General features: G+C 62.5%; 27 protein-coding genes. 17 read left to right on the top strand and 10 right to left on the bottom strand.

What is annotated here, in order from left to right; all coding sequences use genetic code 11:
- Positions 1–34 precede the first annotated feature (34 nt).
- Entirely contained in the window at positions 35–934 is a 900-nt protein-coding gene (locus B4L76_RS21460; RefSeq protein WP_296235136.1) for a choline sulfate utilization transcriptional regulator, read from the top strand.
- A gap of 24 nt (positions 935–958) precedes the next feature.
- Here B4L76_RS21460 and B4L76_RS21455 read toward each other — a convergent pair whose 3' ends face one another.
- Positions 959–1576 carry an NAD(P)-dependent oxidoreductase gene (locus B4L76_RS21455; RefSeq protein WP_296235135.1) on the bottom strand — a complete coding sequence of 206 codons (618 nt, stop codon included), beginning with the start codon at positions 1574–1576 and terminating at the stop codon, positions 959–961.
- A gap of 52 nt (positions 1577–1628) precedes the next feature.
- Here B4L76_RS21455 and B4L76_RS21450 point away from each other — a divergent pair, with 52 nt between their 5' ends.
- The gene (locus B4L76_RS21450) at positions 1629–1961 is read left to right on the top strand and encodes a DOPA 4,5-dioxygenase family protein (RefSeq protein WP_296235134.1); all 333 of its coding nucleotides are present in this window, start codon (positions 1629–1631) and stop codon (positions 1959–1961) included.
- A 119-nt stretch (positions 1962–2080) separates the two neighbouring features.
- Here B4L76_RS21450 and trpA read toward each other — a convergent pair whose 3' ends face one another.
- Complete coding sequence (trpA, locus tag B4L76_RS21445) at positions 2081–2890, bottom strand: tryptophan synthase subunit alpha (RefSeq protein ID WP_296235133.1); 810 nt, start codon at positions 2888–2890, stop codon at positions 2081–2083.
- Complete coding sequence (gene trpB / locus B4L76_RS21440; protein WP_296235132.1) at positions 2887–4104, bottom strand: tryptophan synthase subunit beta; 1218 nt, start codon at positions 4102–4104, stop codon at positions 2887–2889. Before trpB ends, trpA begins: the two co-directional genes overlap by 4 nt.
- 110 nt (positions 4105–4214) lie before the next feature.
- Here trpB and B4L76_RS21435 point away from each other — a divergent pair, with 110 nt between their 5' ends.
- On the top strand, positions 4215–5111 hold the full coding sequence (locus B4L76_RS21435; RefSeq protein ID WP_296235131.1) for a LysR family transcriptional regulator: 897 nt from the start codon (positions 4215–4217) through the stop codon (positions 5109–5111).
- Here the strand turns inward: B4L76_RS21435 and B4L76_RS21430 are convergent.
- On the bottom strand, positions 5108–5431 hold the full coding sequence (locus B4L76_RS21430; RefSeq protein ID WP_296235130.1) for a DUF883 family protein: 324 nt from the start codon (positions 5429–5431) through the stop codon (positions 5108–5110). The genes B4L76_RS21435 and B4L76_RS21430 overlap by 4 nt on opposite strands.
- A 150-nt stretch (positions 5432–5581) precedes the next feature.
- On the opposite strand from B4L76_RS21430, the gene B4L76_RS21425 reads away from it, so the two are divergent.
- The gene (locus B4L76_RS21425) at positions 5582–5797 is read left to right on the top strand and encodes a dodecin (protein WP_170027603.1); all 216 of its coding nucleotides are present in this window, start codon (positions 5582–5584) and stop codon (positions 5795–5797) included.
- 101 nt (positions 5798–5898) lie between these two features.
- Positions 5899–6120, top strand: a complete 222-nt coding sequence (locus B4L76_RS21420) for a DUF1161 domain-containing protein (protein ID WP_296235129.1) — start codon at positions 5899–5901, stop codon at positions 6118–6120.
- A 121-nt stretch (positions 6121–6241) separates the two neighbouring features.
- Here the strand turns inward: B4L76_RS21420 and B4L76_RS21415 are convergent, their stop codons facing one another.
- Positions 6242–7246 (bottom strand): LLM class flavin-dependent oxidoreductase, encoded by a 1005-nt coding sequence (locus B4L76_RS21415; protein WP_296235128.1) that lies wholly within the window; start codon positions 7244–7246, stop codon positions 6242–6244.
- A 154-nt stretch (positions 7247–7400) separates the two neighbouring features.
- On the opposite strand from B4L76_RS21415, the gene B4L76_RS21410 reads away from it, so the two are divergent.
- Together B4L76_RS21410 and B4L76_RS21405 are read left to right on the top strand one after the other, a co-directional pair.
- Positions 7401–7826, top strand: a complete 426-nt coding sequence (locus tag B4L76_RS21410; RefSeq protein ID WP_296235127.1) for an OsmC family protein — start codon at positions 7401–7403, stop codon at positions 7824–7826.
- 75 nt (positions 7827–7901) lie between these two features.
- A complete protein-coding gene (locus B4L76_RS21405) occupies positions 7902–8135 on the top strand; it encodes a DUF1161 domain-containing protein (protein ID WP_296235126.1) in 234 nt (77 codons plus the stop codon).
- A gap of 32 nt (positions 8136–8167) precedes the next feature.
- Here the strand turns inward: B4L76_RS21405 and B4L76_RS21400 are convergent, their stop codons facing one another.
- Entirely contained in the window at positions 8168–8581 is a 414-nt protein-coding gene (locus B4L76_RS21400) for a hypothetical protein (protein WP_296235125.1), read from the bottom strand.
- Positions 8582–8636: 55 nt separating this feature from the next.
- Positions 8637–9050: a hypothetical protein gene (locus tag B4L76_RS21395; protein WP_296235124.1), complete on the bottom strand. Its 414-nt coding sequence runs from the start codon at positions 9048–9050 to the stop codon at positions 8637–8639.
- A 66-nt stretch (positions 9051–9116) separates the two neighbouring features.
- Here B4L76_RS21395 and B4L76_RS21390 point away from each other — a divergent pair, with 66 nt between their 5' ends.
- Positions 9117–10208, top strand: coding sequence for an aminopeptidase (locus B4L76_RS21390; protein ID WP_296235123.1), 1092 nt, complete (start codon positions 9117–9119; stop codon positions 10206–10208).
- A 32-nt stretch (positions 10209–10240) separates the two neighbouring features.
- Here the strand turns inward: B4L76_RS21390 and B4L76_RS21385 are convergent, their stop codons facing one another.
- Positions 10241–10891, bottom strand: a complete 651-nt coding sequence (locus B4L76_RS21385) for an HAD family hydrolase (protein WP_296235122.1) — start codon at positions 10889–10891, stop codon at positions 10241–10243.
- Positions 10892–10950: 59 nt separating this feature from the next.
- The gene (locus tag B4L76_RS21380; protein ID WP_296235121.1) at positions 10951–11499 is read right to left on the bottom strand and encodes a gamma carbonic anhydrase family protein; all 549 of its coding nucleotides are present in this window, start codon (positions 11497–11499) and stop codon (positions 10951–10953) included.
- A gap of 102 nt (positions 11500–11601) precedes the next feature.
- On the opposite strand from B4L76_RS21380, the gene prlC reads away from it, so the two are divergent.
- From prlC to B4L76_RS21350, 6 genes are all read left to right on the top strand, one after another.
- Positions 11602–13653, top strand: a complete 2052-nt coding sequence (gene prlC / locus B4L76_RS21375) for an oligopeptidase A (RefSeq protein ID WP_296235120.1) — start codon at positions 11602–11604, stop codon at positions 13651–13653.
- Positions 13650–13931: a YheV family putative zinc ribbon protein gene (locus tag B4L76_RS21370; protein ID WP_296235119.1), complete on the top strand. Its 282-nt coding sequence runs from the start codon at positions 13650–13652 to the stop codon at positions 13929–13931. Before prlC ends, B4L76_RS21370 begins: the two co-directional genes overlap by 4 nt.
- A gap of 110 nt (positions 13932–14041) precedes the next feature.
- A complete protein-coding gene (locus B4L76_RS21365; protein WP_296235118.1) occupies positions 14042–16036 on the top strand; it encodes a M3 family metallopeptidase in 1995 nt (664 codons plus the stop codon).
- Positions 16037–16115: 79 nt separating this feature from the next.
- Positions 16116–17174: a PA0069 family radical SAM protein gene (locus tag B4L76_RS21360; protein WP_296235117.1), complete on the top strand. Its 1059-nt coding sequence runs from the start codon at positions 16116–16118 to the stop codon at positions 17172–17174.
- 295 nt (positions 17175–17469) lie between these two features.
- Entirely contained in the window at positions 17470–18189 is a 720-nt protein-coding gene (locus tag B4L76_RS21355; protein WP_085621386.1) for a carbonic anhydrase, read from the top strand.
- A gap of 193 nt (positions 18190–18382) precedes the next feature.
- Positions 18383–19915, top strand: coding sequence for a SulP family inorganic anion transporter (locus B4L76_RS21350; protein ID WP_296235116.1), 1533 nt, complete (start codon positions 18383–18385; stop codon positions 19913–19915).
- Between the two features lie 80 nt (positions 19916–19995).
- Here the strand turns inward: B4L76_RS21350 and B4L76_RS21345 are convergent, their stop codons facing one another.
- On the bottom strand, positions 19996–20637 hold the full coding sequence (locus B4L76_RS21345) for a hypothetical protein (RefSeq protein WP_296235115.1): 642 nt from the start codon (positions 20635–20637) through the stop codon (positions 19996–19998).
- Positions 20638–21007: 370 nt separating this feature from the next.
- Between B4L76_RS21345 and coxB the strand changes: the two genes are divergently transcribed.
- The 3 genes from coxB to B4L76_RS21330 are packed head-to-tail and all read left to right on the top strand — an operon-like array spanning position 21008 to position 24345.
- Positions 21008–22135, top strand: a complete 1128-nt coding sequence (gene coxB, locus B4L76_RS21340; RefSeq protein ID WP_296235114.1) for a cytochrome c oxidase subunit II — start codon at positions 21008–21010, stop codon at positions 22133–22135.
- Positions 22136–22178: 43 nt separating this feature from the next.
- A complete protein-coding gene (gene ctaD / locus B4L76_RS21335; protein WP_296235113.1) occupies positions 22179–23768 on the top strand; it encodes a cytochrome c oxidase subunit I in 1590 nt (529 codons plus the stop codon).
- Positions 23769–23778: 10 nt separating this feature from the next.
- Positions 23779–24345, top strand: a complete 567-nt coding sequence (locus B4L76_RS21330; protein WP_225779878.1) for a cytochrome c oxidase assembly protein — start codon at positions 23779–23781, stop codon at positions 24343–24345.
- The last annotated feature ends 16 nt before the right edge of the window (positions 24346–24361 follow it).

Genomic DNA, 24361 nt, shown 5'->3' with positions numbered 1-24361 from the left:
CCATGGCGAACAATGAATAGGATTAGCCACGCTTATGTTTGAGCACCTTGCCGACTTGTCGCTGGACACCTTGCGCGTGTTCGAGGCCGCCGCACGGCTGCGTGGCTTCACTGCGGCGGCCCTGGAGCTTGGCACCACGCAGCCGGCAGTGAGCCAGCAGATCAAACGGCTGGAGGCTCAGTTGGGCACGCGCTTGTTCGACCGCATTTACCGGGGCATCGTGCTGACCGAGGCTGGCCAGGTGTTGTTCGAACAGGTGTATCAGGGCCTGCAGGCCATGGATGACGGCATCGCTGAGGTCTGCGGGAGAGGCCAGCGCGAGGTGCTGCAGGTAGCGACCGACTTCGCTTTTGCGGCGTTCTGGCTGATGCCACGGTTGCAGCGCTTTCACCAGGCTTATCCACAGGTGGATGTGAGCCTGGTGACGGGTGAACGCAGCCTGGGCATGTTGCGCCCGGACATCGATGTGGCAGTGCTGTTTGGTGACGGGCGCTTTCACCAAGGTGAGAGCCGCTGGTTGTTCGATGAGGAAGTTTTCCCGGTCTGCAGCCCTCGGCTGATTCATGGCAAGCCCTTGTCAGCCGAGGATTTGCAACGGTTGCCGTTGCTGCACTTGAAGGGCGAGCAGGCCAGCCGCTGGTTCGACTGGGCGGGGGTATTCCGTGGGTTTGGCGTGGCCAGCCCGCCGCCGCCGGGACAGTTGCGGTTCGATAACTATACCTTGCTGATTCAGGCGGCGATCGCCGGCCAAGGCGTGGCGATTGGCTGGGGCCACCTGGTGGACGGGCTGGTGGACCAGGGGCTGCTGTGCCGGCCACTAGAAGGTAGCTTGCGTTCGGCCCGGGGGTATTACGTGGTGCTGCCGCCGCGCAAGCGGCGCGGGGCGCTGATCCAGCGGTTTGTGGATTGGCTGGAGCGTGAGCGCAGCCTTTGAGGTCGCCGTAGCAGCTCCGGCAGTCTAGACCACGAAGTTCAGATGCTCGCCCCGGTGCAAACCCAGCTCCAGCATATCCACCATTCCTGCCGCGACCCTGGCCAGCTGCCGCAAAGGCTCACCCAACCCCGGCTCCAACGTGCCCTCGGTACTGCGAAAATGCTCCATCCCCAACCCTGGCAGCTCCGGCGGCGTATTGATCAACGTCCAGTGCAAGGCGCTGCGCTGCAAGCCATCGACCACCTGGTTCACGCATTCCCGCTCCACTTCACTGTACTTGCCTGGCTTGTCCAGCACAGCGAAATCGCCCACCAGTAGCAGCTGGCGTATAGTCGTGCGCTTGAGCCCCGCCAGCAGCGCCTGGCTCATGTGCGCCTGACCGGGCAGGTCGCCCGGCGCCAGTGTCGACAACAGGGCAATCACCGCCGAACCGCCTGCTGCACCCTGTTCCGCCTGGTCCGCATCGCCCAGCCCGCCTAGCTTGAAATGCAGGCCCGGGCGCGGCGCGTGGCGGTTGAGATCATTCACCACGGCCGTGACTTCGTGCTGGCGCGACAGCAGCTCGACCATCAGGGCATTGCCCAAGCTGCTTTCAGGCCCGAACAGGACCAGCTTGAATACGGGCGTTTCGGCGTTTTTCACGGCATCACTTCCTTTGCAGGTGGTGAGGTTTGGACCGTAAACAGGAGTTATCGTGCAGAGAATCAAGGGTTACCACGCCCATGTGTACTACGACGCAGCGACCATGGCGCAGGCCCGTGAGTTGTGCGAGGAGGCTGCGCGACTGTTCCCGGTGACCATGGGGCGCATGCACCAGAAGCCGGTGGGGCCGCACCCGGACTGGAGCTGCCAGTTGGCGTTCGGGCCGGAGGTGGTAGGCGTGGTGTTGCCTTGGTTGGCGTTGTACCGCAAGGGGCTGGTGGTGTTCATGCACCCGCTGACCGGGGATGAACTGGCGGACCATCGGGACCATGCGATCTGGATGGGGGCTGTGCGGCCGCTGGATTTGTCGATCTTCGGGGGATAGTTTTCTGTATTGCTTGTATCGGCGCTGTTCGCGGGCAAGCCCACTCCCCCAGGTCCACAGCTTTCAGCATCGTGTGGTCCCTGTGGAAGCGGGCGGGCCCGCGAAGCATTCGGCGTGGATCAGCGGCGGGCGCCGCGCACCCCTTCAGCCAGTGCCGAGCAGAGGCTCAGCACATCGTTCACCGCCTGTTCGGCACTCTTGGCCTGGGCGATCTTGTCGACCAGCGCCGAACCCACCACCACACCGTCCGCCAGGCGGGCGATGTTCGCCGCCTGCTCCGGCGTACGAATGCCGAAGCCAACGCTGATCGGCAGGTCGGTATGCCGACGCAGGCGGGCAATGGCCTCGGTCACGTGTTCGCTGGTGGCCGAGCCGGCGCCGGTCACACCGGCCACCGACACGTAGTAGACGAACCCGGAGCTGCGCTCCAGCACGCGTGGCAGGCGCACATCGTCGGTGGTCGGGGTGGTCAGGCGGATGAAGTCGATGCCTGCGGCCTGGGCCGGGGTGGCCAGTTCGGCATCGTGCTCCGGCGGCAGGTCGACGATGATCAGGCCATCGACGCCCGCTTGCCTGGCCTCGGCCACGAACTGTTCCACGCCAAAGCGGTGAATCGGGTTGTAGTAGCCCATCAGCACGATCGGCGTGGCTTGGTCATCCACACGGAAATCGCGAACCATCTGCAGAGTCTTGGCCAGGGTCTGGCCGGCTTCCAGGGCACGCAAAGTGGCCAGCTGGATGGCCACGCCATCGGCCATCGGGTCGGTGAACGGCATGCCCAGTTCGATCACGTCGGCACCGGCTGCCGGCAGGCCCTTGAGGATCTGCAGCGAGGCGTCATAGCCCGGGTCGCCCGCGGTAATGAAGGTGACCAGTGCCGAGCGGCCTTCGGCCTTCAGCTCGGCGAAGCGTTGTTCAAGACGGCTCATGCCTGTTTCTCCTGGGCAGCCATGTGGTTCATGACGGTTTGCATGTCTTTGTCGCCGCGGCCCGACAGGCACACGACCATCAGGTGGTCCTTGGGCAGCTTCGGCGCGCGCTTGATCGCCTCGGCCAAGGCATGGGAGCTCTCCAAGGCCGGGATGATGCCTTCCAGGCGGCAGGTGGCGTGGAACGCATCCAACGCTTCGTCGTCGGTGATGCTGACGTATTCCACACGTTTCACTTCGTGCAGGTAGGCATGTTCAGGACCGATGCCCGGGTAGTCCAGGCCGGCGGAGATCGAATGGGCGTCGGTAATCTGGCCGTCTGCATCCTGCAGCAGGTAGGTACGGTTGCCGTGCAGCACGCCTGGGACGCCGCCGTTGAGGCTGGCGGCATGTTTGTCGGTGTGTACGCCGTGGCCACCGGCTTCGACGCCAATGATCTGCACGCTCGGCTCTTCGAGGAATTCATGGAACAGGCCCATGGCGTTGGAACCGCCACCGACGCAGGCGACCAGGCTGTCTGGCAGGCGGCCTTCCTTCTCTTGCAACTGGGCGCGGGTTTCCTTGCCGATGATCGACTGGAAGTCGCGGACCATGGCCGGGTACGGGTGTGGGCCGGCCACGGTACCGATCAGGTAGAAGGTGTCTTCGACGTTGGTGACCCAGTCGCGCAGTGCCTCGTTCATGGCGTCTTTCAGGGTGCCAGTACCCGCGGTGACCGGGACAATTTCGGCGCCGAGCAGCTTCATGCGGAATACGTTGGCCTGCTGGCGCTCGATGTCGGTGGCGCCCATGTAGATTACGCAAGGCAGGCCGAAGCGGGCGGCGACGGTAGCGGTCGCCACGCCGTGCATGCCGGCACCGGTTTCGGCGATCAGGCGTTTCTTGCCCATGCGCTTGGCCAGCAGTACCTGGCCGATGCAGTTGTTCACCTTGTGCGCGCCGGTGTGGTTCAGCTCTTCACGCTTGAAGAAAATCTTGGCGCCGCCGCAGTGTTGGGTCAGACGCTCGGCGAAGTACAGCGGGTTGGGTCTGCCAATGTAGTCGCGCTGGAAATAAGCCAGCTCTTCAAGGAATTTCGGATCAGCCTTGGCTGCTTCGTATTCGCGGGCCAGGTCCAGCACCAGAGGCATCAGCGTTTCGGCTACGTAGCGGCCGCCGAACGAGCCGAACAGGCCGTTGGCGTCGGGGCCGGGGCGGTATTGGGACTGGGTCATGGGGCGCTCCAGGGCGTAATGGATGAGTGATGGGCTTTACTCTAACCACGACAGGCCCGGCTGAAAACCGATAAGATTGCGCAAACTTGTCAGGAAAACTCACAGGTAACATGGCCCACGACCTCCCTCCCCTGAACGCCCTGCGGGCCTTCGAGGCCACCGCCCGGTTGAATAGCGTCAGCCAGGCGGCTGAAGCGCTGCACGTTACCCATGGCGCAGTCAGCCGGCAACTCAAGGTGCTTGAGGAGCACTTGGGCGTGGTGCTGTTCGTCAAGGACGGGCGCGGCATCAAACTCACAGATGCAGGTGTGCGCCTGCGTGATGCCAGCGGCGAAGCCTTCGACCGGCTGCGCAGCGTATGTGCCGAACTCAGCCGTGATGTGAGCGAGGCGCCGTTCGTGCTGGGTTGCTCGGGTAGCCTCCTGGCGCGCTGGTTCATTCCACGGTTGGGGCGACTGAAGGCCGATTTACCCGCGTTGCGCCTGCACCTCTCGGCAGGCGAAGGCGACCTCGATCCACGTCGGCCGGGGCTGGATGCGCTGTTGGTGTATGCCGAACCGCCGTGGCCGGCGGACATGCAGGTGCACATGCTGGCCGAGGAGCGCATCGGGCCAGTGCTCAGTCCGCACTATTCCGGTTTCGAGCGCTTGCAGGGTGCGCCTGCCAGCGCCCTGCTCGACGAAGCCCTGCTTCACACCACCTCGCGCCCGCAGGCTTGGCCGACCTGGGCGGCGGAACAAGGGCTGAACCCGGCGGCACTGCATCATGGGCAGGCCTTCGAGCATTTGTATTACCTGCTGGAAGCAGCGGTGGCAGGTCTGGGCGTTGCGATTGCACCGCAGCCGCTGGTCGCCGATGACCTGCGAGCCGGGCGCCTGTGTGCGCCTTGGGGCTTTTCCCCCACCTCCGCAGTGCTGGCGTTGTGGGTGCCCCGGCGCGCCGCGGACGGGCGCGCCGAGCAGTTGGCGCAGTGGCTACGTGCCGAACTGGCCAGCCAAGGCGCTTAGTTGCGCTTGCACAGCAGGTAGGCCGCCAGCAGGCCCAGTGCGCCGACGGCGACGCCGGCAGTGGTGTAGGGGTGCTGCTGGGCATAATCACGGGTAGCAATGCCGGTCTGGCGGGTACGTTGCTTCACTTCTTCGTAGGCGTCGCTCAGCAGGCTACGGGAATGACGAAGGGCGCTTTCGGCGCTGCTGCGGATGGCCTTGACCGACTTCTGGGACTCTTCCGAAGCGTCATGCTTGAGGCTTTCCAGGCTCTTCAGCAGGCTTTCGATCTCGGCTTCCATGCTTTCCAGGGACGCTTTACGCAGCGAATTGCGGTGCATGTTGACTCTCCTTCGCGTTGTGGGCTGTAGAGGTTGCGACTGCCAAGCGAAGCGAAAGTGCGATCGAACTTTCCATATTCGTGGCGGCTCGCAGGTAAACCCTGCCTGCGCTGCTAGGCTCAATCACACTGATATCCAAGGAGAGCGCTCATGACCGACCATCACACGTACAAGAAGATCGAGCTGGTAGGGTCTTCGACCACCAGCATCGAAGAAGCGATCAACAATGCCCTCGCTGAAGCCGGCAAGAGCATCAAGCACCTTGAGTGGTTCGAGGTGGTCGACACCCGTGGCCATATCCGCGACAACAAGGCGGCGCACTTCCAGGTCACGCTGAAGGTCGGCTTCCGTATCGCCAACAGCTGAAATGTTACCGGGCTGGATGAGTCCGGCAGGATGGGATATTCAAGAAGCGGGCGCCTCGGCAGGCGCCCTTTCTGATCGCGTCTGCACAAGGAAAGTAATTGATGAACAAAGTGATTCTGGCGCTGGGCCTGATGAGCCTGGCCGGTGGTGCGTTGGCAGCAGGCAAGCCCTGCGAGGAGCTGAAGGCGGAGATTGCCGCCAAGCTGGATGCCAAGGGTGTTCAGGGCTACACCCTGGAGGTCGTGAAAAAGGGCGAACCGGCGGGCAAGGTGATTGGTAGCTGCGAGGCCGGCACCAAGGAGATCGTGTACCGCCGTGGCTGATGGCATGGCGTCATCGCCGGCCAGATAGGCGTTGACTGTGGCGCTGTCCGTGTAGACGCGGCCTTGTGTCGCGAAGGGCCGCGCCTACAGCTGACCGCGCCGGGTTTGCCGGCGCCGAAGGTCACTCGGCCCTGAGGGCCTGCGCCAGCAGTTCATAGGACCGCACCCGGTCGGCATGCTCATACAGGTCACAGGTAAAGATCAGCTCGTCCGCTCCGGTCTGCTCCAGCAGCACTTCCACCTTGGCCCGCACTTTCTGCGGGCTACCAATCATCGCCAGGCCAAGGAAGCTGCCCACCGCATCCCGCTCATGCGGTAGCCACAGGCCATCCATGCTTGCCACTGGCGGCTTCTGCATCAGGCTTTGCCCGCGTATCAGCGCCAGGATGCGCTGATACACCGACGTGGCCAGGTATTCGGCCTTTTCATCGGTTTCAGCCACGACCATGGGAATGCCCAGCATCACGTACGGCTTGGCCAGCGTGGTCGAGGGCTTGAAGTGATTGCGGTACACGCGGATCGCCTCGTGCATGTAACGCGGTGCGAAGTGCGAGGCGAAGGCGTAGGGCATGCCGCGCGTGCCGGCCAACTGGGCACTGAACAGGCTGGAGCCAAGCAGCCACATCGGGACATCGGTATCGTGACCTGGCACCGCGATGACTTTCTGATCATCGGTACGCGGGCCGAGATAACGCGACAGCTCCTCGACGTCGTCCGGGAAGTCGTCCGGGCCGCCAGCACGGTCGCGGCGCAGGGCATAGGCGGTCATCTGGTCGGAACCCGGTGCACGGCCCAGACCCAGGTCGATGCGCCCCGGGTACAGGCTGGCCAGGGTGCCGAACTGTTCGGCGATCACCAGCGGTGCATGGTTCGGCAGCATGACCCCGCCGGAGCCCACGCGAATGCTCGAAGTACCGCCGGCCAGGTAGCCGATCAGTACTGAAGTAGCCGAGCTGGCGATGCCGTCCATGTTGTGGTGCTCGGCCACCCAGAAGCGGTGGTAGCCAAAGCGTTCGACGTGTTGTGCCAGGTCCAGCGAGTTGCGTAGCGACTGCGCCGGGCCGGCGTCGGCGCGCACCGGCACCAGGTCGAGGGTGGATATTTTCAGGTCATTCAGCTGGGTCATGGAGCCTCCGCGGAAGTGGTTGGCCAGAGGCCTTTTTGCTTCTGTATGGGCGCATTCGTTGGATTCAATGCCTGCGGTCAGATTGCGCTGAACTTGCCTGGCGCGACAGGCCTCTGAACCGTAGACGTATGTAACCCAGTGACCAGGAGGTAGCATGAAAAAGACAGCATCGGCGATCTGGCAAGGTGGCCTGAAGGACGGCAAAGGCCTGCTTTCCACGGAAAGCGGGGCGCTCAAGCAGAACCCCTATGGCTTCAATACCCGTTTCGAAGGGGTGCCCGGCACCAACCCCGAGGAGCTGATCGGTGCAGCACATGCTGGCTGTTTCTCGATGGCGCTGTCGATGATGCTGGGTGAAGCGGGGCTGACCGCCGAGCGGATCGACACGGCTGCCGAGGTGACACTCGACAAGCAGCCTGATGGCTTTGCCATTACTGCCGTACACCTGGTGTTGCGGGCAAAGGTGCCCGGGGCAAGCGAGGCACAGTTCCTGGATATCGCCAACAAGGCCAAGGCCGGCTGCCCGGTGTCCAAGGTGCTGAACGCCAGGATCAGCCTGGATGCGGCACTGGTGGTTTGAAGCGGTGCAATGTGGGCAGTTTGCTGTAGGCTAGACAGCGTCGGCAGCATTGCTGCCTCTTTCAGGAGCCGTTTGATGATACGCGTAGCAATCGCCGTGTTGGCTTCCCTGGTCGCCACCTCTGCGTTGGCGGCGGTAAAGCCGTGCGAGGAGCTCAAGGCCGAGATCGAGGCCAAGATACAGGCCCAGGGGGTTGCCTCCTACACCTTGGAGATCGTGCCCAACAGCGAGGTCAAGGACCCGAACATGGTGGTCGGGTCCTGCGATGGCGGGACCAGGAAGATCATCTACCAGAAGAATGATCAGTAGCTCCGGAACCTGGGTGCGCTGCAGCCCCGGATTCAGGGGATGCAGAACACTTCGCTGGGCTTGTTGACCACCACCTTGCGATTGCCGTCATACAGCAGCACCTGCGGCTCCATCACAGGTGCCCTTGCCTCCAGGCGATAGCGTTCACCGGCCTTGAAGTCGTCGAAGCGCACGGTCAGGTAGCAGGTGCGGTCTCTGGGGTCGGTAGTGAGGCCGCCGGAGTAGATCTCGTAATCGAAGCGCACGACCAGTTCGTGCTTGCCGGGTGTTACCTGGAAGTAACGGCCATCATCCAGACGCTTGCCGTCCAGGCGGTCGGCCATGATTACCCTGCCTGGAGTCATGGTGTAGAGGTCGACCCAGGCCTGCTTGGGATCGACGGGTGGCAAGGGGCTGGCGCAGGCCCCCAGGGTACTGAGAGCGATCAGCATCATCGGCTGGCGCATGGCAAGACTCCCGCTTGCGATTCACAAGGTACAAGCATAGCGCCATTTGTGCGTATCAGCTGTGCTGGCAGCCCGCAGGCAAGCCCTGCCCGACCAACCTTTGCTGATGATCATAGAGCTTGATCCAGGGACGGAAACCGATGCTGCCCGCCTGCAGCTGGTAACGCTGGCCAGCGCTGAAGTCCTTGAAGGTCAGCTTGACCTGGCAGTCTCGCCACAGCGGCTCGTCGACCGGGCCGATATTGCTGGGGGTGACCGGGAACTGGTAGCGCACGGTCAACTCGTGGCTGCCAGGCGGCACTTCGAAATAACGGCTGTCGGCCCAGTCTCGTTCATCGACTTGCAGTGCATGCAGCGAGGTATTGTCGTAGGGAGTGAGGTCTATCCAGGCCTGGTTCGGGTCTGGGTCCGGCAAGGTCGAGCAGGCGGATATCAGCAACAGTGAGCCGGCGACCAACAGTGCGCGCATGGCGAAACTCCCCCTTGGCGAGATAGTCTTGAAGTGAAACGGCCTAGAGCGAGTCTGACGTAACGGATGCTTCGATTTTTTCTTGTTCAGCGCTCGGGCCCTGGGGCACTCGACCGCATTTTCACCCGTTTGGTTCCCGCGCTTGCCGTGCTCCTGCTGAACGGTTGCGCCAGTACGGCCTATTACGAGCAGTTGGCCGAAGGCCAGTGGCAACTGCTGCGCGCTCGCCAGTCGGTGGAGCACGTAGTGGCCGATCCTGCTACCCCGCCGCAATTGCGTGAGCGCCTGACGCATGCTGAACAGGCGCGTGCGTTTGCCAGCCAGCAGCTGAGACTGCCTGATAATCGCAGCTACCGGGTCTATGTGGAACTCGGTCGGCCCTACGTGGTGTGGAATGTGTTCGCCACGCCCGAGCTTTCGTTGCAGCCGGTCACGCACTGCTTCCCGATCGCAGGTTGCGTGGCGTATCGCGGCTATTACCAGCTCGGTGCCGCGCGTGGAGCGGCGGCGTTGATGCGCCAGGACGGCATGGATGTGTACGTGAGTGGCGTGGAAGCCTACTCGACCCTGGGCTGGTTCGATGACCCGATCCTGTCGTCGATGGTGGGCTGGGGGGATGAGCGCCTGGCCACGCTGATTTTCCATGAACTGGCGCACCAGCGCTTCTATGTGCAGGACGACACCGAGTTCAACGAATCATTCGCCTCCTTCGTAGAGCAGGAAGGTACGCGGCAATGGCGCATGGCGCGTGGGCTTGCAGCGGTTGATCGGGCCCAGGGGCAGCAGCGCGACCCGTTCACCCGGCTCGTGCTGGCCAGCCGCGAGCGATTGCAGGCCATTTATGCCGGGCCGATGGATGATGCGCACAAGCGAGTGGCCAAGCAGGCTGAGTTCGCGCGGCTAAGGCGCGAGTATCGGCTGCTGCGTGATGGCCCGTGGGGCGGTGACACGCGTTACGACGCCTGGATATATGGGCCGATGAACAATGCCAAGCTGTTGCCGTTCGGGTTGTATGACCAGTGGGTGCCAGCGTTTGCGGCACTGTTCCGCGAGGTGGATGGGGACTGGGCGCGGTTTTACGAGCGGGTGGAGCATTTGGGACGGCTGCCGATCGAAACGCGGAAAGAGGCGTTGCGGCGGTTGCTGGTTAACCGATGAGACCAGGGAGCCGCAACGCGGCCCCATGGCCATCAAGCGTTGAGGAATGCCTGATGCATTTCGGCCAAGGTTGCAAAGTGATAGGCCGGCTCCTCCGCCATCAACTCCTCCTGGCTGCCAAACCCATACCCCACCGCTACCGCTTGCAAGCCGTTGCTGCGTGCACCGATCAGGTCATGCTTGCGGTCACCGATCATCAGCGTCTGCGCAGGATCCAGCCTTTCTTCGTCCAGCAGATGGCGAATCAGCTCGACCTTGTTGGTGCGCGTACCATCCAGCTCACTGCCGTAGATCACTTTGAAATGGTGGTCGAAGGCGAAGTGGCGGGCGATTTCACGGGCGAATTCCCAAGGCTTGGAGGTGGCGATATACAGTGTGCGACCTTGGCTGTTCAGGGCAGCGAGCAGTTCCGGAACACCTTCGAACACCAGGTTTTCGTACAGGCCGGTGACGCGGAAGCGCTCCCGGTAGAAGTTCACCGCCTCCCAGGCCTTGGCCTCGTCGAAGCTGTAGAACTGCATGAACGCCTGCAGCAAGGGCGGGCCGATGAAGTGCTCGAGGCGGGCCAGGTCCGGCTCGTCGATGCCCAGCTTGGCCAGGGCGTACTGGATCGAGCGGGTGATGCCCTGGCGGGGGTCGGTCAGGGTACCGTCGAGGTCGAAGAGGATGTTCTGCTGGTGCATTTACATAGGTTCCACTTGAGTGCTGCAAAGCCTTCTTCGCGGGCTCGCCCGCGAAGCGGTCATTCAGGTTGATCGTAGCCTTCGGCCAGATGCTGGTCCTTGAGCTTCACATAGTTGCTGGCGCTGTAGGCAAAGAACGCATGCTCCTTGTCGCTCAGCAGCCGGACCTGTTTCACCGGGCTGCCCATGTACAGGTAGCCACTGACCAGGCGCTTGCCCGGCGGTACCAGGCTGCCGGCGCCAATGATCACTTCGTCCTCGACGATGGCGCCGTCCATGATGGTGCTGCCCATGCCGACCAGGATGCGGTTGCCCAGGGTGCAGCCATGCAACATGACCTTGTGACCGACGGTCACCTCGTCGCCGATTATCAGTGGGAAACCGTCAGGGTTGAACGGACTGGCGTGGGTGATGTGCAGGACACTGCCGTCCTGCACGCTGGTACGTGCGCCGATGCGGATACGGTGCATGTCGCCGCGCACCACGGTCAGCGGCCACACCGAGCTGTCTTCGCCGATCTCCACGTCGCCCAGCACTACCGCCGAACGGTCGACGAAGACCCGTGGTCCAACTTTCGGAGTGTGTTGCTGGAAGCTTCGGATGGCCATGATAGCGTCTCTCATCTGTGCCGATAGGCAGGCTGCCTGCTGCGGTCGGCGTCGATTGTAATTAAGATGGGGCAGTGTTTCTTCTGCCAAGGTATCCAAACCGTGAGTGCGAACAACCCGCTTCTGCAGTCCTACGATCTGCCGCCCTTCTCGCAAATCCGTGCCGAACACGTGTTGCCGGCGATCGAAGCGATCCTGGCCGACAACCGTAAAGCCATTGCCGAGATCCTCGAAAAGCAAGGCAAGAACCCCACCTGGGCTGGCCTGGTGCTGGCCATGGACGAACTGAACGACCGCCTGGGGGCCGCCTGGAGCCCGGTCAGCCACCTCAATGCGGTGTGCAACAGCCCGGAGCTGCGCGAGGCTTATGAGTCGTGCCTGCCGGCGCTCAGCGCCTACTCTACCGAACTCGGGCAGAACCGTGCGCTGTTCGAAGCCTACCAGGCGCTGATCGACAGCCCGGAAGCCAGCGGCTTCGACGCGGCGCAAAAGACTATCCTCGAGCATGCCCTGCGTGACTTCCGCCTGTCGGGTATCGACCTGCCGGCGGACAAGCAGCAGCGTTACGCCGAAGTACAGAGCAAGCTCAGCGAGCTGGGCAGCCGCTTCTCCAACCAGTTGCTCGACGCCACCCAGGCCTGGACCAAGCACGTGACCGACGAAGCCGCACTCGCCGGCCTGACCGACTCGGCCAAGGCGCAGATGGCGGCGGCAGCCCAGGCCAAGGGGCTCGACGGCTGGCTGATCACCCTGGAGTTCCCCAGCTACTACGCGGTGATGACCTACGCCGATGACCGCGCCCTGCGCGAAGAGCTGTATGCCGCGTACTGCACCCGTGCCTCGGATCAGGGGCCGAATGCCGGTCAGTTCGACAACGGCCCGGTGATGCAGGAAATCCTCGCCCTGCGCCAGGAGCTGGCCGAACTGCTGGGCTACAAGAACTATGCCGAACTGAGCCTGGCCACCAAGATGGCCGAGTCCAGCGACCAGGTGCTGGGCTTCCTGCGCGACCTGGCCAAGCGTTCCAAGCCGTTCGCCGCAGAGGACCTGGCGCAGCTCAAGGCCTATGCCGCCGGGCAGGGTTGCCCGGAACTGGCCAGCTGGGACGCCGGTTATTTCGGCGAAAAACTACGCGAGCAGCGCTACAGCGTGTCGCAGGAAGCCTTGCGCGCCTACTTCCCGATCGACAAGGTGCTGGGCGGCCTGTTCAGCATCGTGCAGCGTCTGTACGGCATTGAAATCGTTGAGCTCAAGGGTTTCGACAGCTGGCACCCGGACGTGCGTCTGTTCGAGATCAAGGAAAACGGCCAGCACGTCGGCCGCTTCTTCTTCGACCTGTACGCGCGCGCCAACAAGCGCGGCGGTGCCTGGATGGACGGCGCGCGTGACCGCCGCCGCACCGCCGATGGCCGGTTGCAGAGCCCGGTGGCCAACCTGGTCTGCAACTTCACTCCGGCAGCCCCTGGCAAGCCGGCCTTGCTGACCCACGACGAAGTGACCACACTGTTCCACGAATTCGGGCACGGCCTGCATCACCTGCTGACCCGTATCGAGCATGCCGGTGTTTCCGGCATCAACGGTGTGGCCTGGGACGCTGTCGAGCTGCCCAGCCAGTTCATGGAAAACTGGTGCTGGGAGCCTGAAGGCCTGGCGCTGATCTCCGGCCACTTCGAAACCGGTGCGCCGCTGCCGCAAGACCTGCTGGACAAGATGCTGGCGGCGAAGAACTTCCAGTCGGGCATGATGATGGTGCGTCAGCTGGAGTTCTCGCTGTTCGACTTCGAACTGCACGCCAGCCATGGTGATGGCCGCAGTGTGCTGCAGGTGCTCGAGGGCGTACGCGATGAGGTCTCGGTGATGCGCCCACCAGCTTACAACCGCTTCCCCAATAGCTTTGCGCACATCTTCGCGGGCGGCTATGCGGCCGGTTACTACAGTTACAAGTGGGCCGAAGTGCTGTCGGCCGATGCCTTCTCGCGCTTCGAGGAAGAGGGCGTGCTGAATGCCGAGACCGGTCGCGCCTTCCGCGAGGCGATTCTGGCTCGTGGCGGTTCGCGTGAGCCGATGGTGCTGTTCGTCGACTTCCGTGGCCGTGAACCCTCCATAGATGCCTTGCTGCGCCACAGTGGCCTGAGCGAGGACGCTGCAGCATGAGCGAGGTAGCCGTGACCAAGACCAAGAAGCGCTTCATTGCCGGGGCGGTGTGCCCGGCATGCAGCGAGACCGACAAGCTGATGATGTGGAACGAAGACGGCGTACCGCACCGCGAGTGCGTCGCTTGCGGTTTTACCGACACCCTCAACGAGCAGGGCCTGTCGGTACCGAAGGAGCTCGGTACGCGGGTCAACCAGCTGGCACCGAAAGCGGCGCCAGCCAAGGTTCAGACCGTGCAGTTTTTCCCTAACCCGAAGCTGAAGAAACCGGCTGAATAACGCCTTCGTGCCGCCCGGGCGCAATGCCCGGGTGGTAGATAGTCAGGCCACCTGTGGTGCACCGGCCATGCAAGCTCCCCTGCTCTTCTCTACGAGCAAGGCGTTGCACCATGGACAACCCGCTTCTGCAAAATAGCAACATCCCCGTCGATTACCCGGCGATTACGCTGGAAAACATGCAAATTGCCTTCGACCATGTGCTGCTGGCGCACCGGCAGGGCATCGAACACATCATCCGCAACCAGCAGGCATTGCCAACCTGGGATGACATGGTGTTGGCGGTGGATGGGCTGGATGCCCAGCTTTTGGCAGTGTTGTATGCGGCGTCGCCACTGGTGGGCCGGGATGACGCCTGGGCCGCTGCCATTGTCGACTTTTTCGCCAAGGCCACCGAGCGGTTCGAGCAGAAATTCACCAACTCCGTACTGCAGGCCTTGTATGAGCGCTTGGCCAATAGCGACATCGGCAAGCAGCTGGATGCCCAGAAACGCGCCACGCTGCGCTGGCATCTGGACAAGTTCGCCTCCAGCGGTGCCTCGCTCGACCCCGCAGGCAAGTTACGCCTGGCCGAACTCCTGAAACAGATCGGCGCGGCGAGCGAGGCGTTTCGCAGCAATATTAACCGGCCAGGACTGAGCATCACGGATGAATCCGAACTGAGTGGCGTACCTCAGCGCATCCGTGACGAGCTGGCTACAAGGGCGCAAGAGGCGGGTGAACCCGGTTGGTTGATTGCCTGCGAAAGCGTGACCACCGACGCTGTGCTCAAACATGCCGATAACCGGCAGCTGCGTGAGCGTGTGTACCGGGCATACAACACCCGGGGCGTCGGCCCTGGCCAACAGCAGGACAATCGCTATCACCTGGAACAACTGGCGAGGCTGCGCGAAGAAAAGGCCCACCTGCTCGGCTTTGCCAGCCATCTGCAGCAGAGCCTGCAGGTAAAGAGCGGGGGATCGGTTGCTCAGGTGCGCGGCTTTCTTCATGACCTGGCCGACCAGGTACGGCCGGCCATGCTGCGGTGGCGCGTCGACATGCAGCGCCAAGCCACAGCCCAGGGGCTGGGCAATGTCCAACCCTGGGACATCGCCTACCTGCAGGCCTCGTCAAACACGGCGCTTTCCACCGAAGCACTGCGCGAATACTTCCCGCTGAATGCTGTGGTCAGTGCGTTACGGCAGTTGATGGAGAAGCTGTTTGGCGTGATGTTGCAGGCCAGGCCACTGCCCACCTGGGATGACAGCGTGCAAGCGTTCGAGGTTTGGCAGGACAATGCCTTGATCGGCTTCCTGTACCTGGACGCCGTGCAGCATGTCGGCAAGCAGCCTGATTCGGTATTCACCACCTATGTACGTAACCGCCGGGTCGATGCCGAAGGCATCTACCAAGCGGCCTCGGTGGTGGTCTACTGCGACGTGCCAGCAGCGTTGCCGGGTAGCCAGCCGTTGCTCGACCACCTGTCTCTGCGCAAGCTGTTCCATGAGTTTGGCCACGCCCTGCACCATTTGCTGGTGCGCACGACCAATCATGTGATGTCCAACGTTACCGAACTTGGTACCGATGGCGTGGAACTGGTCGGCAAGTTGTTCGAGCGCTGGGTCTGGGATGCGGATTACCTGGTGGCGATCTCGGCGCACCAGCTGGATGGCAGCCCGCTTGACCGTGCACGCGTCGGTGAATGTCTGGATCGCTTGCGGCAGCTAGGCGTGGAGGAGATTGCACGAGATCTGAGCCTGGCCTTGTTCGACCTCGACCTGCATGCCACGCCGAACGATGGCAGGACGCTTGAGCAACGCCTGGGGGAGGCCCGCGAACGGTGTGGTTACTGGCCGCTGGCCGACTTCGAGCACCCGGCGCATGCTTTCGACCACCTGGTGGACGGCTACGATGCAGGTTATTACGCGTATCTGTGGTCGGATGTCCATGCCTTCGACCTGTTCACCCGCTTTGAAGCGGCAGGGCTGCTGGACCGCGCGACTGGCCGTGAACTGCAGGAGGCGTTGTTTGCTCCCGGGGCATCGCGGCCGCTGCGAGAAGGTATCGAAGCATTCCTGGGCCGAGCGGCAAGCCATGTGCCGTACCTGCGCTGGCATGGCCTGGGCTGAAGGTTCGCTGACCAGAGGTGCTGGAAAGAGGGTTGCGCGCATTGTACTGTATAAGAATACAGTATTCCGGGGCGCAGCCATGATTCACCCAGCACCGCAAAAGGGCCGCGGTACGGCACACAATCCACACAACCGCTTTGCCCCCAGCCACTCGGTGGCGGAGGATGACGGCTGGTACCAGGAGGTGCCGCAAACCCAGGGCACCGAGGTGCGGGTCGAGGTGGCCAAATCGGTGATCAGCCGTAATACCTCCCCCGACTTGCCGTTCGATCGGTCCATCAATCCTTATCGAGGGTGCGAGCACGGCTGCATCTACTGCTACGCTCGCCCTTCGCATGCCTACTGGGACCTTTCGCCCGGCCTGGATTTCGAGACCAGACTGATCGCCAAGACCAACGCTGCCGAGGTACTTGCGCAACAACTGAGCAAGCGGGGTTATGTGTGCTCGCCGATCAATCTGGGCTCCAATACCGACCCGTACCAGCCGATCGAGCGGGAACAGATGTTGACCCGGCGCCTGCTCGAAGTGCTGCTGCGCTTTCGCCACCCGGTGACCATCGTCACCAAGGGGGCGCTTGTCCTGCGCGACCTCGACCTGCTGGCTGAAATGGCCAGGCAGGGGCTGGCGCGGGTGATGATCAGCCTCACCACCCTGGACGACGACCTCAAGCGAGTACTCGAGCCCCGTGCGGCCTCGCCCAAGGCCAGGTTGCGCGCCATCCGCGTATTGCGCGAAGCCGGGGTGCCGGTGGGCGTGCTGTGTTCGCCGATGATTCCGATGATCAACGACAGTGAACTGGAGCGCCTGCTAGAAGCGGCCCGGGATGCAGGTGCACAGAGTGCCGCCTACATGATGCTGCGGCTGCCGCTGGAAGTGGCGCCGCTGTTCGAACAGTGGCTGCAGGACCATTACCCGCAGCGGGCGTCCCATGTGCTCAGTCTGATTCGCCAGAGCCGTGGCGGCGAATTGTACGACAGCCGCTTCGGCACACGAATGCGTGGTGAAGGCGTATTTGCCGAGTTGCTGGCACAACGCTTTGCCAAGGCCATGAAGCGGCTGGCGTTCGAAGGGCGGGAAGCGCAAGCGCTGGATTGTTCGGCATTTTGCCCGCCCGGTGGGCAGATGGCCTTGTTCTAGGTAGCCAAAAGGGCGAATTGCCAGCCTTCAATGCGACTAATCCAAGCAAATAATTGCAGTAATGGCTCTTGGCAGCTGATGGTTTTTTGCTATTATCCAGATCCCGCCTCTCTCATCTGGAACACGCGTTCTAGAGCCTCCGAATTAAGTTTCAGTTAAGTTTTCCCCGCTAGCGTAGGAAATCAGTCTCCACCGACTGTGATTTATGGCCCGTGCGCGTCATCTAAAACCCTGCATAGCCAGAATCTTTCACCGGTAAAATGGATTTACCTACACACCGTCAAGAGGATGAATCATGCCCGTCAAGGACCCATCCAAGGTCGTTCCGCAGGTCCCAGCGGAGAGCGCCGATGCCGCCCTTAAGCACATCGTCGACGGCTTCCTGCGTTTTCACCATGACGTTTTCCCCGAGCAGCAAGAGCTGTTCAAGAAGCTCGCCACCGCGCAAACCCCGCGCGCCATGTTCATCACCTGTGCCGACTCGCGCATCGTTCCCGAGCTGATCACCCAGAGCTCGCCGGGCGACCTGTTCGTGACCCGTAACGTCGGTAACGTGGTACCGCCCTACGGCCAGATGAACGGCGGTGTTTCCAGTGCCATCGAGTACGCCGTGCTGGCGTTGAAAGTGCACCACATCATCGTCTGTGGCCACTCCGACTGCGGTGCCATGCGTGCGGTGCTCAACCCGCAGTCGCTGACCAAGATGCCGACCGTTTCCGCCTGGTTGCGCCACGCCGAGGTGGCCCGCACCGTGGTCGAGAACAATTGCTCGTGCGGTAGCGAACACGAAACGATGCAGGTGCTGACCAAGGAAAACGTCATCGCCCAGCTGCATCACCTTCGCACCCATCCGTCGGTGGCTTCGCGCCTGGCGGCCGGTGAGCTGTTCATCCATGGCTGGGTCTACGACATCGAGACCAGCAAGATCGAAGCCTACGACGCCGCCAGCGATAGCTTCCTGCCGCTGGCCGCTGGCGAGCCGGTCCCCTGCGCTACTCCGAGAGGCCGCTACTAAGCGACCCATCCGCCTGCTGAAACCTTGATCGCCGGCTGCACCCTACGAGGGTGTGGCGCGGCTTTCGGCTGCCTTTAATTCCCTGACTGCCCTGCCGGCATGCCTGCTGGCGGCCTGCGCCTGCGCGCTTGTCAGGGGCAAACGTGCCCATAGCCAGGGGAATGGCTATGTGACAGAGAATGGAGAAACAACGGTGAACATTACACAGTTGAAAGCGGCCCTGCCGCGTGAGTTGCTGGCGTCGGTAGTGGTCTTCCTGGTGGCCTTGCCACTGTGCATGGGTATTGCCATCGCCTCGGGCATGCCGCCGGCCAAGGGCTTGATTACCGGCATCATCGGCGGCATCGTCGTGGGTTTCCTGGCCGGTTCACCACTACAGGTGAGTGGCCCGGCCGCCGGCCTGGCCGTGCTGGTGTTCGAGCTGGTGCGCCAGCATGGCATGGCCATGCTCGGGCCGATCCTGCTGCTGGCTGGCCTGCTGCAATTGCTGGCCGGGCGTCTGCGCCTGGGCTGCTGGTTTCGCGTGACCGCGCCGGCGGTGGTGTACGGCATGCTGGCAGGGATCGGCGTGCTGATCGTGTTGTCGCAGGTTCACGTAATGTTCGACACTGCGCCGCAGCCGTCCGGCATGCAGAACCTGCTGGAATTCCCGACGACCGTGGCGGCGGCGCTACCCCGGGAAAGCGCGGGTTCGGGCTGGCAGGCCGGTGCGCTGGGCCTTGGCACTATCGCCATCATGTGGCTCTGGGAGCGTCTGCGGCCACAGCGGCTGCGCTTCGTCCCGGGCGCATTGCTCGGCGTGGCGACGATGACGGTCATCAGCATGTGGTTGGCCTTGCCGGTGAACCGGGTGCAGGTACCGGCTGACCTGTCCGAGGCGATCGACTGGATTCGCCCGGCCGACCTGATGCAGCTGGCCGACCCTACCCTGCTGCTCGCCGCGTTCGCGCTGGCGTTCATCGCCAGCGCGGAAACCTTGTTGTCAGCGGCGGCGGTCGACCGCATGCACAGTGGCCAGCGTTCGGACTTCGACCGTGAACTGTCGGCCCAGGGCATAGGCAACATGCTCTGCGGGGTGTTGGGGGCATTGCCGATGACCGGGGTGATCGTGCGCAGTTCGGCCAATGTCCAGGCCGGCGCACAGACCCGGGCTTCGGCGATCTTCCATGGGCTGTGGCTGCTGGCATTCGTCGTGGCGCTGAGCAGCGTGCTGCAGCAGATCCCGGTGGCGAGCCTGGCCGGGGTGCTGGTCTTTACCGGTGTCAAACTGGTGGATTTCAAGGCATTCCGTGGACTGGGCCGCTATGGCCGCATGCCGATGTTCACCTACGCGGCGACGGCGCTGGCGATTATCTTCACCGACTTGCTGACCGGCGTGTTGCTGGGCTTTGCCCTGACCTTGCTGAAGCTGGCGTTCAAGGCGGCGCGTTTGAAGATCAACCTGGTGAACCTGGAGGAAGCCGGACACATGGAGTTGCGGCTTAGTGGTGCGGCCACCTTTCTCAAGGTGCCGGCGCTGACTCAGGTGCTGGATGCCGTGCCGTCGGGGACCACCCTGCATGTGCCGTTGGGCAACCTGAGCTATATCGACCACTCGTGCCTTGAGTTGCTGGAGGACTGGGGGCGCAGCAACGCCGCCAATGGGTCGCGCCTGCTGATCGAGCAGCGCCGGTTGAAGCGGCGGATCGAGGGGCGCTTGCGGACAACGGCGGGGGTTGGGGCCTGAAGCTGAAGATGTGCATTGCCTGATCGGAGCTCTTCGCGGGTAAGCCCCGCGAAGAGGCCGGAACAGCTTGTATCAGGGGGTCATGCCGGCTGGTCCAGCTCCACACCCAGTTGCCGTGACAGGCATGGCCAGCGCTTCCAGGCTGCGCCGGTTTCCGGGCTACTGAGCTTTTCACGGTAGGCCTCCACCGATTCCACGGCAAAGCTTTCTTCATCGAGCATTTCGTCGACAGAGTGATGCACCACCTCGTCCAGCTGGTTGGCAAATTCCTCGCCGATCAACTGGTGGGCGATCAGGTTGGCAACGGTAGTGTCGACCGGGATCAGCGGCTGCTGGAAGTGGCGGATATACAGGTCGTTGACCTCTTCCACCAGGCGGTGCGCCAGATAAGCCTCGTCCAGCAGGCAATCCAGGCCCACATGGCCCTGCATCACGCTCGGTGGCTGGAGGAAATAGGCTTCGGCAATCTTCAGTACAGGTTTGATTTGCGACTCGATGCCGGCTTCCCGCGCCACTTCGTGGGCAGCCTCCAGCAACTCCGGAACCTGGTCGATATAGGCGCTGACGAAGCGCGCCAAAGTACCCTGGGCGTCCTGCTCAGGCAGTTGAATCGAGGGGTGCAGATGGGGCAGTTGCAACTCGAGACGCTTTTTCAGTTGGCCGGTCTGGCCTTCGTGTTGGTGGGCTTGGCTTACCTGCTCGCGTACAGCAGCGATGTTCATGACAACTCCAGGGACATTACGTTTCAAACGGAAGACACTAAATTAGCTCGGTATACAGAATACCTAAGACGCATTTGTTATAAGTGGCGCAAAGCTGCGCATGCTCAGGCATATCGAAATGCCATTATCGCGCCACGCGTTGTCAAGCGCGCGGTTTTCCGACGGGTTCGGCCATTTCATGAAGTTCATTTCACCGGTGTCGTTGCGTGCCATTGGTCGCTGTCTATACTCCCGGTGAACGTGATTCGTTGATGAGGCCCGACTGCTTTTAGCAGGGGCTCGGTCGTCGAAGCCAGGCAGTCTTGACCGCCGTTCCCTCTTGCCGCAGGCCACGCCTCCGGGACTACAAGAACGAGAAGGGGAACCCGCAATGATGCGACATCCACATGTCTGGATGGGCCTCCTGTTGTGGTCGGTTTTTGGTCAGGCCAACGCAGCCTGGACCGTGAACATGCACCCGGGGGCGACGGAAGTCTCCAACGCCGTCTTCGACCTGCACATGACCATCTTCTGGATCTGCGTGATCATCGGCGTCGTTGTGTTCGGCGCGATGTTCTGGTCCATGGTCATCCACCGCCGCTCCACCGGCCAGCAGGCTGCGCATTTCCACGAGCATACCTGGGTGGAGATCCTCTGGACCGTAGTCCCGTTCCTGATTCTGGTGGCGATGGCGATCCCGGCCACCAAGACCCTGATCGACATCTACGATGCCAGCGAGTCGGACATCGACATTCAGGTCACCGGCTACCAGTGGAAATGGCACTACAAATACCTTGGCCAGGACGTGGAGTTCTTCAGCAACCTGGCCACGCCTGCCGATCAGATCAATAACCAGGCACCCAAGGACGAACACTACCTGCTCGAAGTCGACCAGCCGCTGGTGTTGCCGGTCGGCGCCAAGGTGCGCTTTCTGGTGACCGCCGCCGACGTCATCCACTCCTGGTGGGTACCGGCGTTCGCGGTCAAGCGTGATGCCATCCCCGGTTTCGTCAACGAAGCCTGGACCCGTATCGACCAGCCCGGCATCTACCGTGGTCAGTGCACCGAGCTGTGCGGCAAGGACCATGGCTTCATGCCGGTGGTGGTCGAGGTCAAGTCCAAGGCCGATTACGACGCCTGGCTCGGCGAGCGCAAGGCCGAAGCCGCCAAGCTCAAGGAGCTGACCAGCAAGGAATGGACCCTGCAAGAGCTGGTGGAGCGTGGCGACAAGGTCTACCACACCACCTGCGTGGCCTGTCACCAGGCCGAAGGCCAGGGCTTGCCGCCGATGTTCCCTGCGCTCAAGGGCTCGAAGATCGCTACCGGGCCGAAGGAAGCCCACCTGGGCATCGTCTTCCATGGCAAGCCCGGCACTGCCATGGCCGCGTTCGGCAAGCAGCTTTCGGAAGTCGACATCGCCGCCGTCGTCACCTACGAGCGCAACGCCTGGGGCAACAACAAAGGCGACATGGTCACGCCGAAGGACGTGTTGGCACTGAAGCAGGCAGAAGCGCAATGAACCGGGTTACTCGCGGCAATCAATGGATTGCAGGAGACAGGACATGAGTGCAGTGATCGACGACCACGCCCACGGCCATGAGCATGCACACGGGCCGGCCAAGGGCCTGATGCGCTGGGTGATGACCACCAACCACAAGGACATTGGCACGATGTACCTGTGGTTCAGCTTCATCATGTTCCTGCTCGGCGGCTCGTTCGCCATGGTAATCCGCGCCGAGCTGTTCCAGCCCGGGTTGCAGATCGTGGAACCGGCATTCTTCAACCAGATGACCACCATGCACGGCCTGATCATGGTGTTCGGCGCCGTGATGCCGGCCTTCGTCGGCCTGGCCAACTGGATGATCCCGCTGATGATCGGTGCGCCCGACATGGCCCTGCCACGAATGAACAACTTCAGTTTCTGGTTGTTGCCGGCAGCCTTCCTGTTGCTGGTGTCGACTTTGTTCAGCCCGGGAGGCGGGCCGAATTTCGGCTGGACCTTCTACGCCCCGCTGTCCACCACCTATGCCCCGGCCAGCGTCACCTTCTTCATATTCGCCATCCATCTGATGGGTATCAGCTCGATCATGGGCGCGATCAACGTGATCGCCACCATCCTCAACCTGCGTGCGCCGGGCATGACTTTGATGAAAATGCCGCTGTTCGTCTGGACCTGGCTGATCACCGCGTTCCTGCTGATTGCAGTGATGCCGGTGCTGGCCGGTGTGGTGACCATGATGCTGATGGACATCCACTTCGGCACCAGCTTTTTCAGTGCCGCCGGCGGCGGTGACCCGGTGCTGTTCCAGCACGTGTTCTGGTTCTTCGGCCACCCAGAGGTCTACATCATGATCCTGCCGGCCTTCGGCGCGGTCAGTTCGATCATCCCGGCGTTCTCGCGCAAGCCGCTGTTCGGCTACACCTCCATGGTGTACGCCACCGGTGCGATCGCCTTCCTGTCATTCATCGTCTGGGCCCACCACATGTTCGTGGTTGGCATCCCGGTGGTCGGCGAACTGTTCTTCATGTACGCAACCATGCTGATTGCCGTGCCCACCGGGGTGAAAGTGTTCAACTGGGTCAGCACCATGTGGGAGGGCTCGCTCACCTTCGAGACGCCGATGCTGTTTGCCATCGCCTTCGTCATCCTGTTCACCATCGGCGGCTTCAGCGGGTTGATGCTGGCCATCGCGCCGGCCGACTTCCAGTACCACGACACCTACTTCGTGGTGGCGCACTTCCACTACGTGCTGGTGCCCGGGGCCATCTTTGGAATCTTCGCCTCGGCCTATTACTGGCTGCCGAAATGGACCGGCCACATGTACGACGAAACCCTCGGCAAGCTGCACTTCTGGCTGTCGTTCATCGGCATGAACCTGGCGTTCTTCCCCATGCACTTCGTAGGGCTGGCCGGCATGCCGCGGCGAATTCCCGACTACAACCTGCAGTTCGCCGACTTCAACATGGTGTCGTCGATAGGCGCCTTCATGTTCGGCGCCACGCAGATTTTCTTCCTGTTCATCGTCATCAAGTGTATCCGTGGCGGCGCGCCGGCGCCGGCCAAACCCTGGGATGGCGCGGAGGGCCTGGAGTGGTCGGTCCCCTCGCCTGCGCCCTACCACACCTTCCAGACGCCACCGGAAGTGAAATAGGAACGCTGCCATGAATGGCCTTTCGCTCAGACGCCTGGTGCTGCGCCTGCTGATGCTGACGGTGGTGATGTTCGCCTTCGGCTTTGCACTGGTGCCGATCTACGACGTGATGTGCAAGGCCTTCGGCATCAATGGCAAGACTGGCGGGCAGTATGAAGGCAGCCAGCTTGCCGACCCGACGCGTTCGGTGCGGGTGCAGTTCATGTCGACCAATGCCGGCGACATGGTCTGGGACTTCTACTCCACGGCGGATCAGCTGGAAGTCAACCCCGGCGCGGTGAACCAGATGATCTTCATCGCCCATAACCCGACCGACCGACCAATGAGTGCCCAGGCCATCCCCAGCATCACCCCGGCCGAGGCCGCAGCATACTTCCACAAGACCGAGTGCTTCTGCTTTACCCAGCAGGTGCTGCAACCCGGCGAACGCATCGAGATGCCGGTGCGCTTCATCGTCGACCGCGACCTGCCGGCCAGCGTGAAGCATCTGACCCTGGCCTACACCTTGTTCGACATCACCGCTCGCCACCCGCCGGTCGCGCATATCGCGGCGCAGGACGTCCAGGGCGCCCGTTAAGGGAAGGAGAACAGCA

This window comes from Pseudomonas sp. UBA4617 (genome assembly GCF_002386445.1).
Classification (GTDB): domain Bacteria; phylum Pseudomonadota; class Gammaproteobacteria; order Pseudomonadales; family Pseudomonadaceae; genus Aquipseudomonas.
The sequence above is the reverse complement of the archived record's forward strand: the minus strand, read 5'-3'. Positions and strand labels throughout refer to the sequence as shown.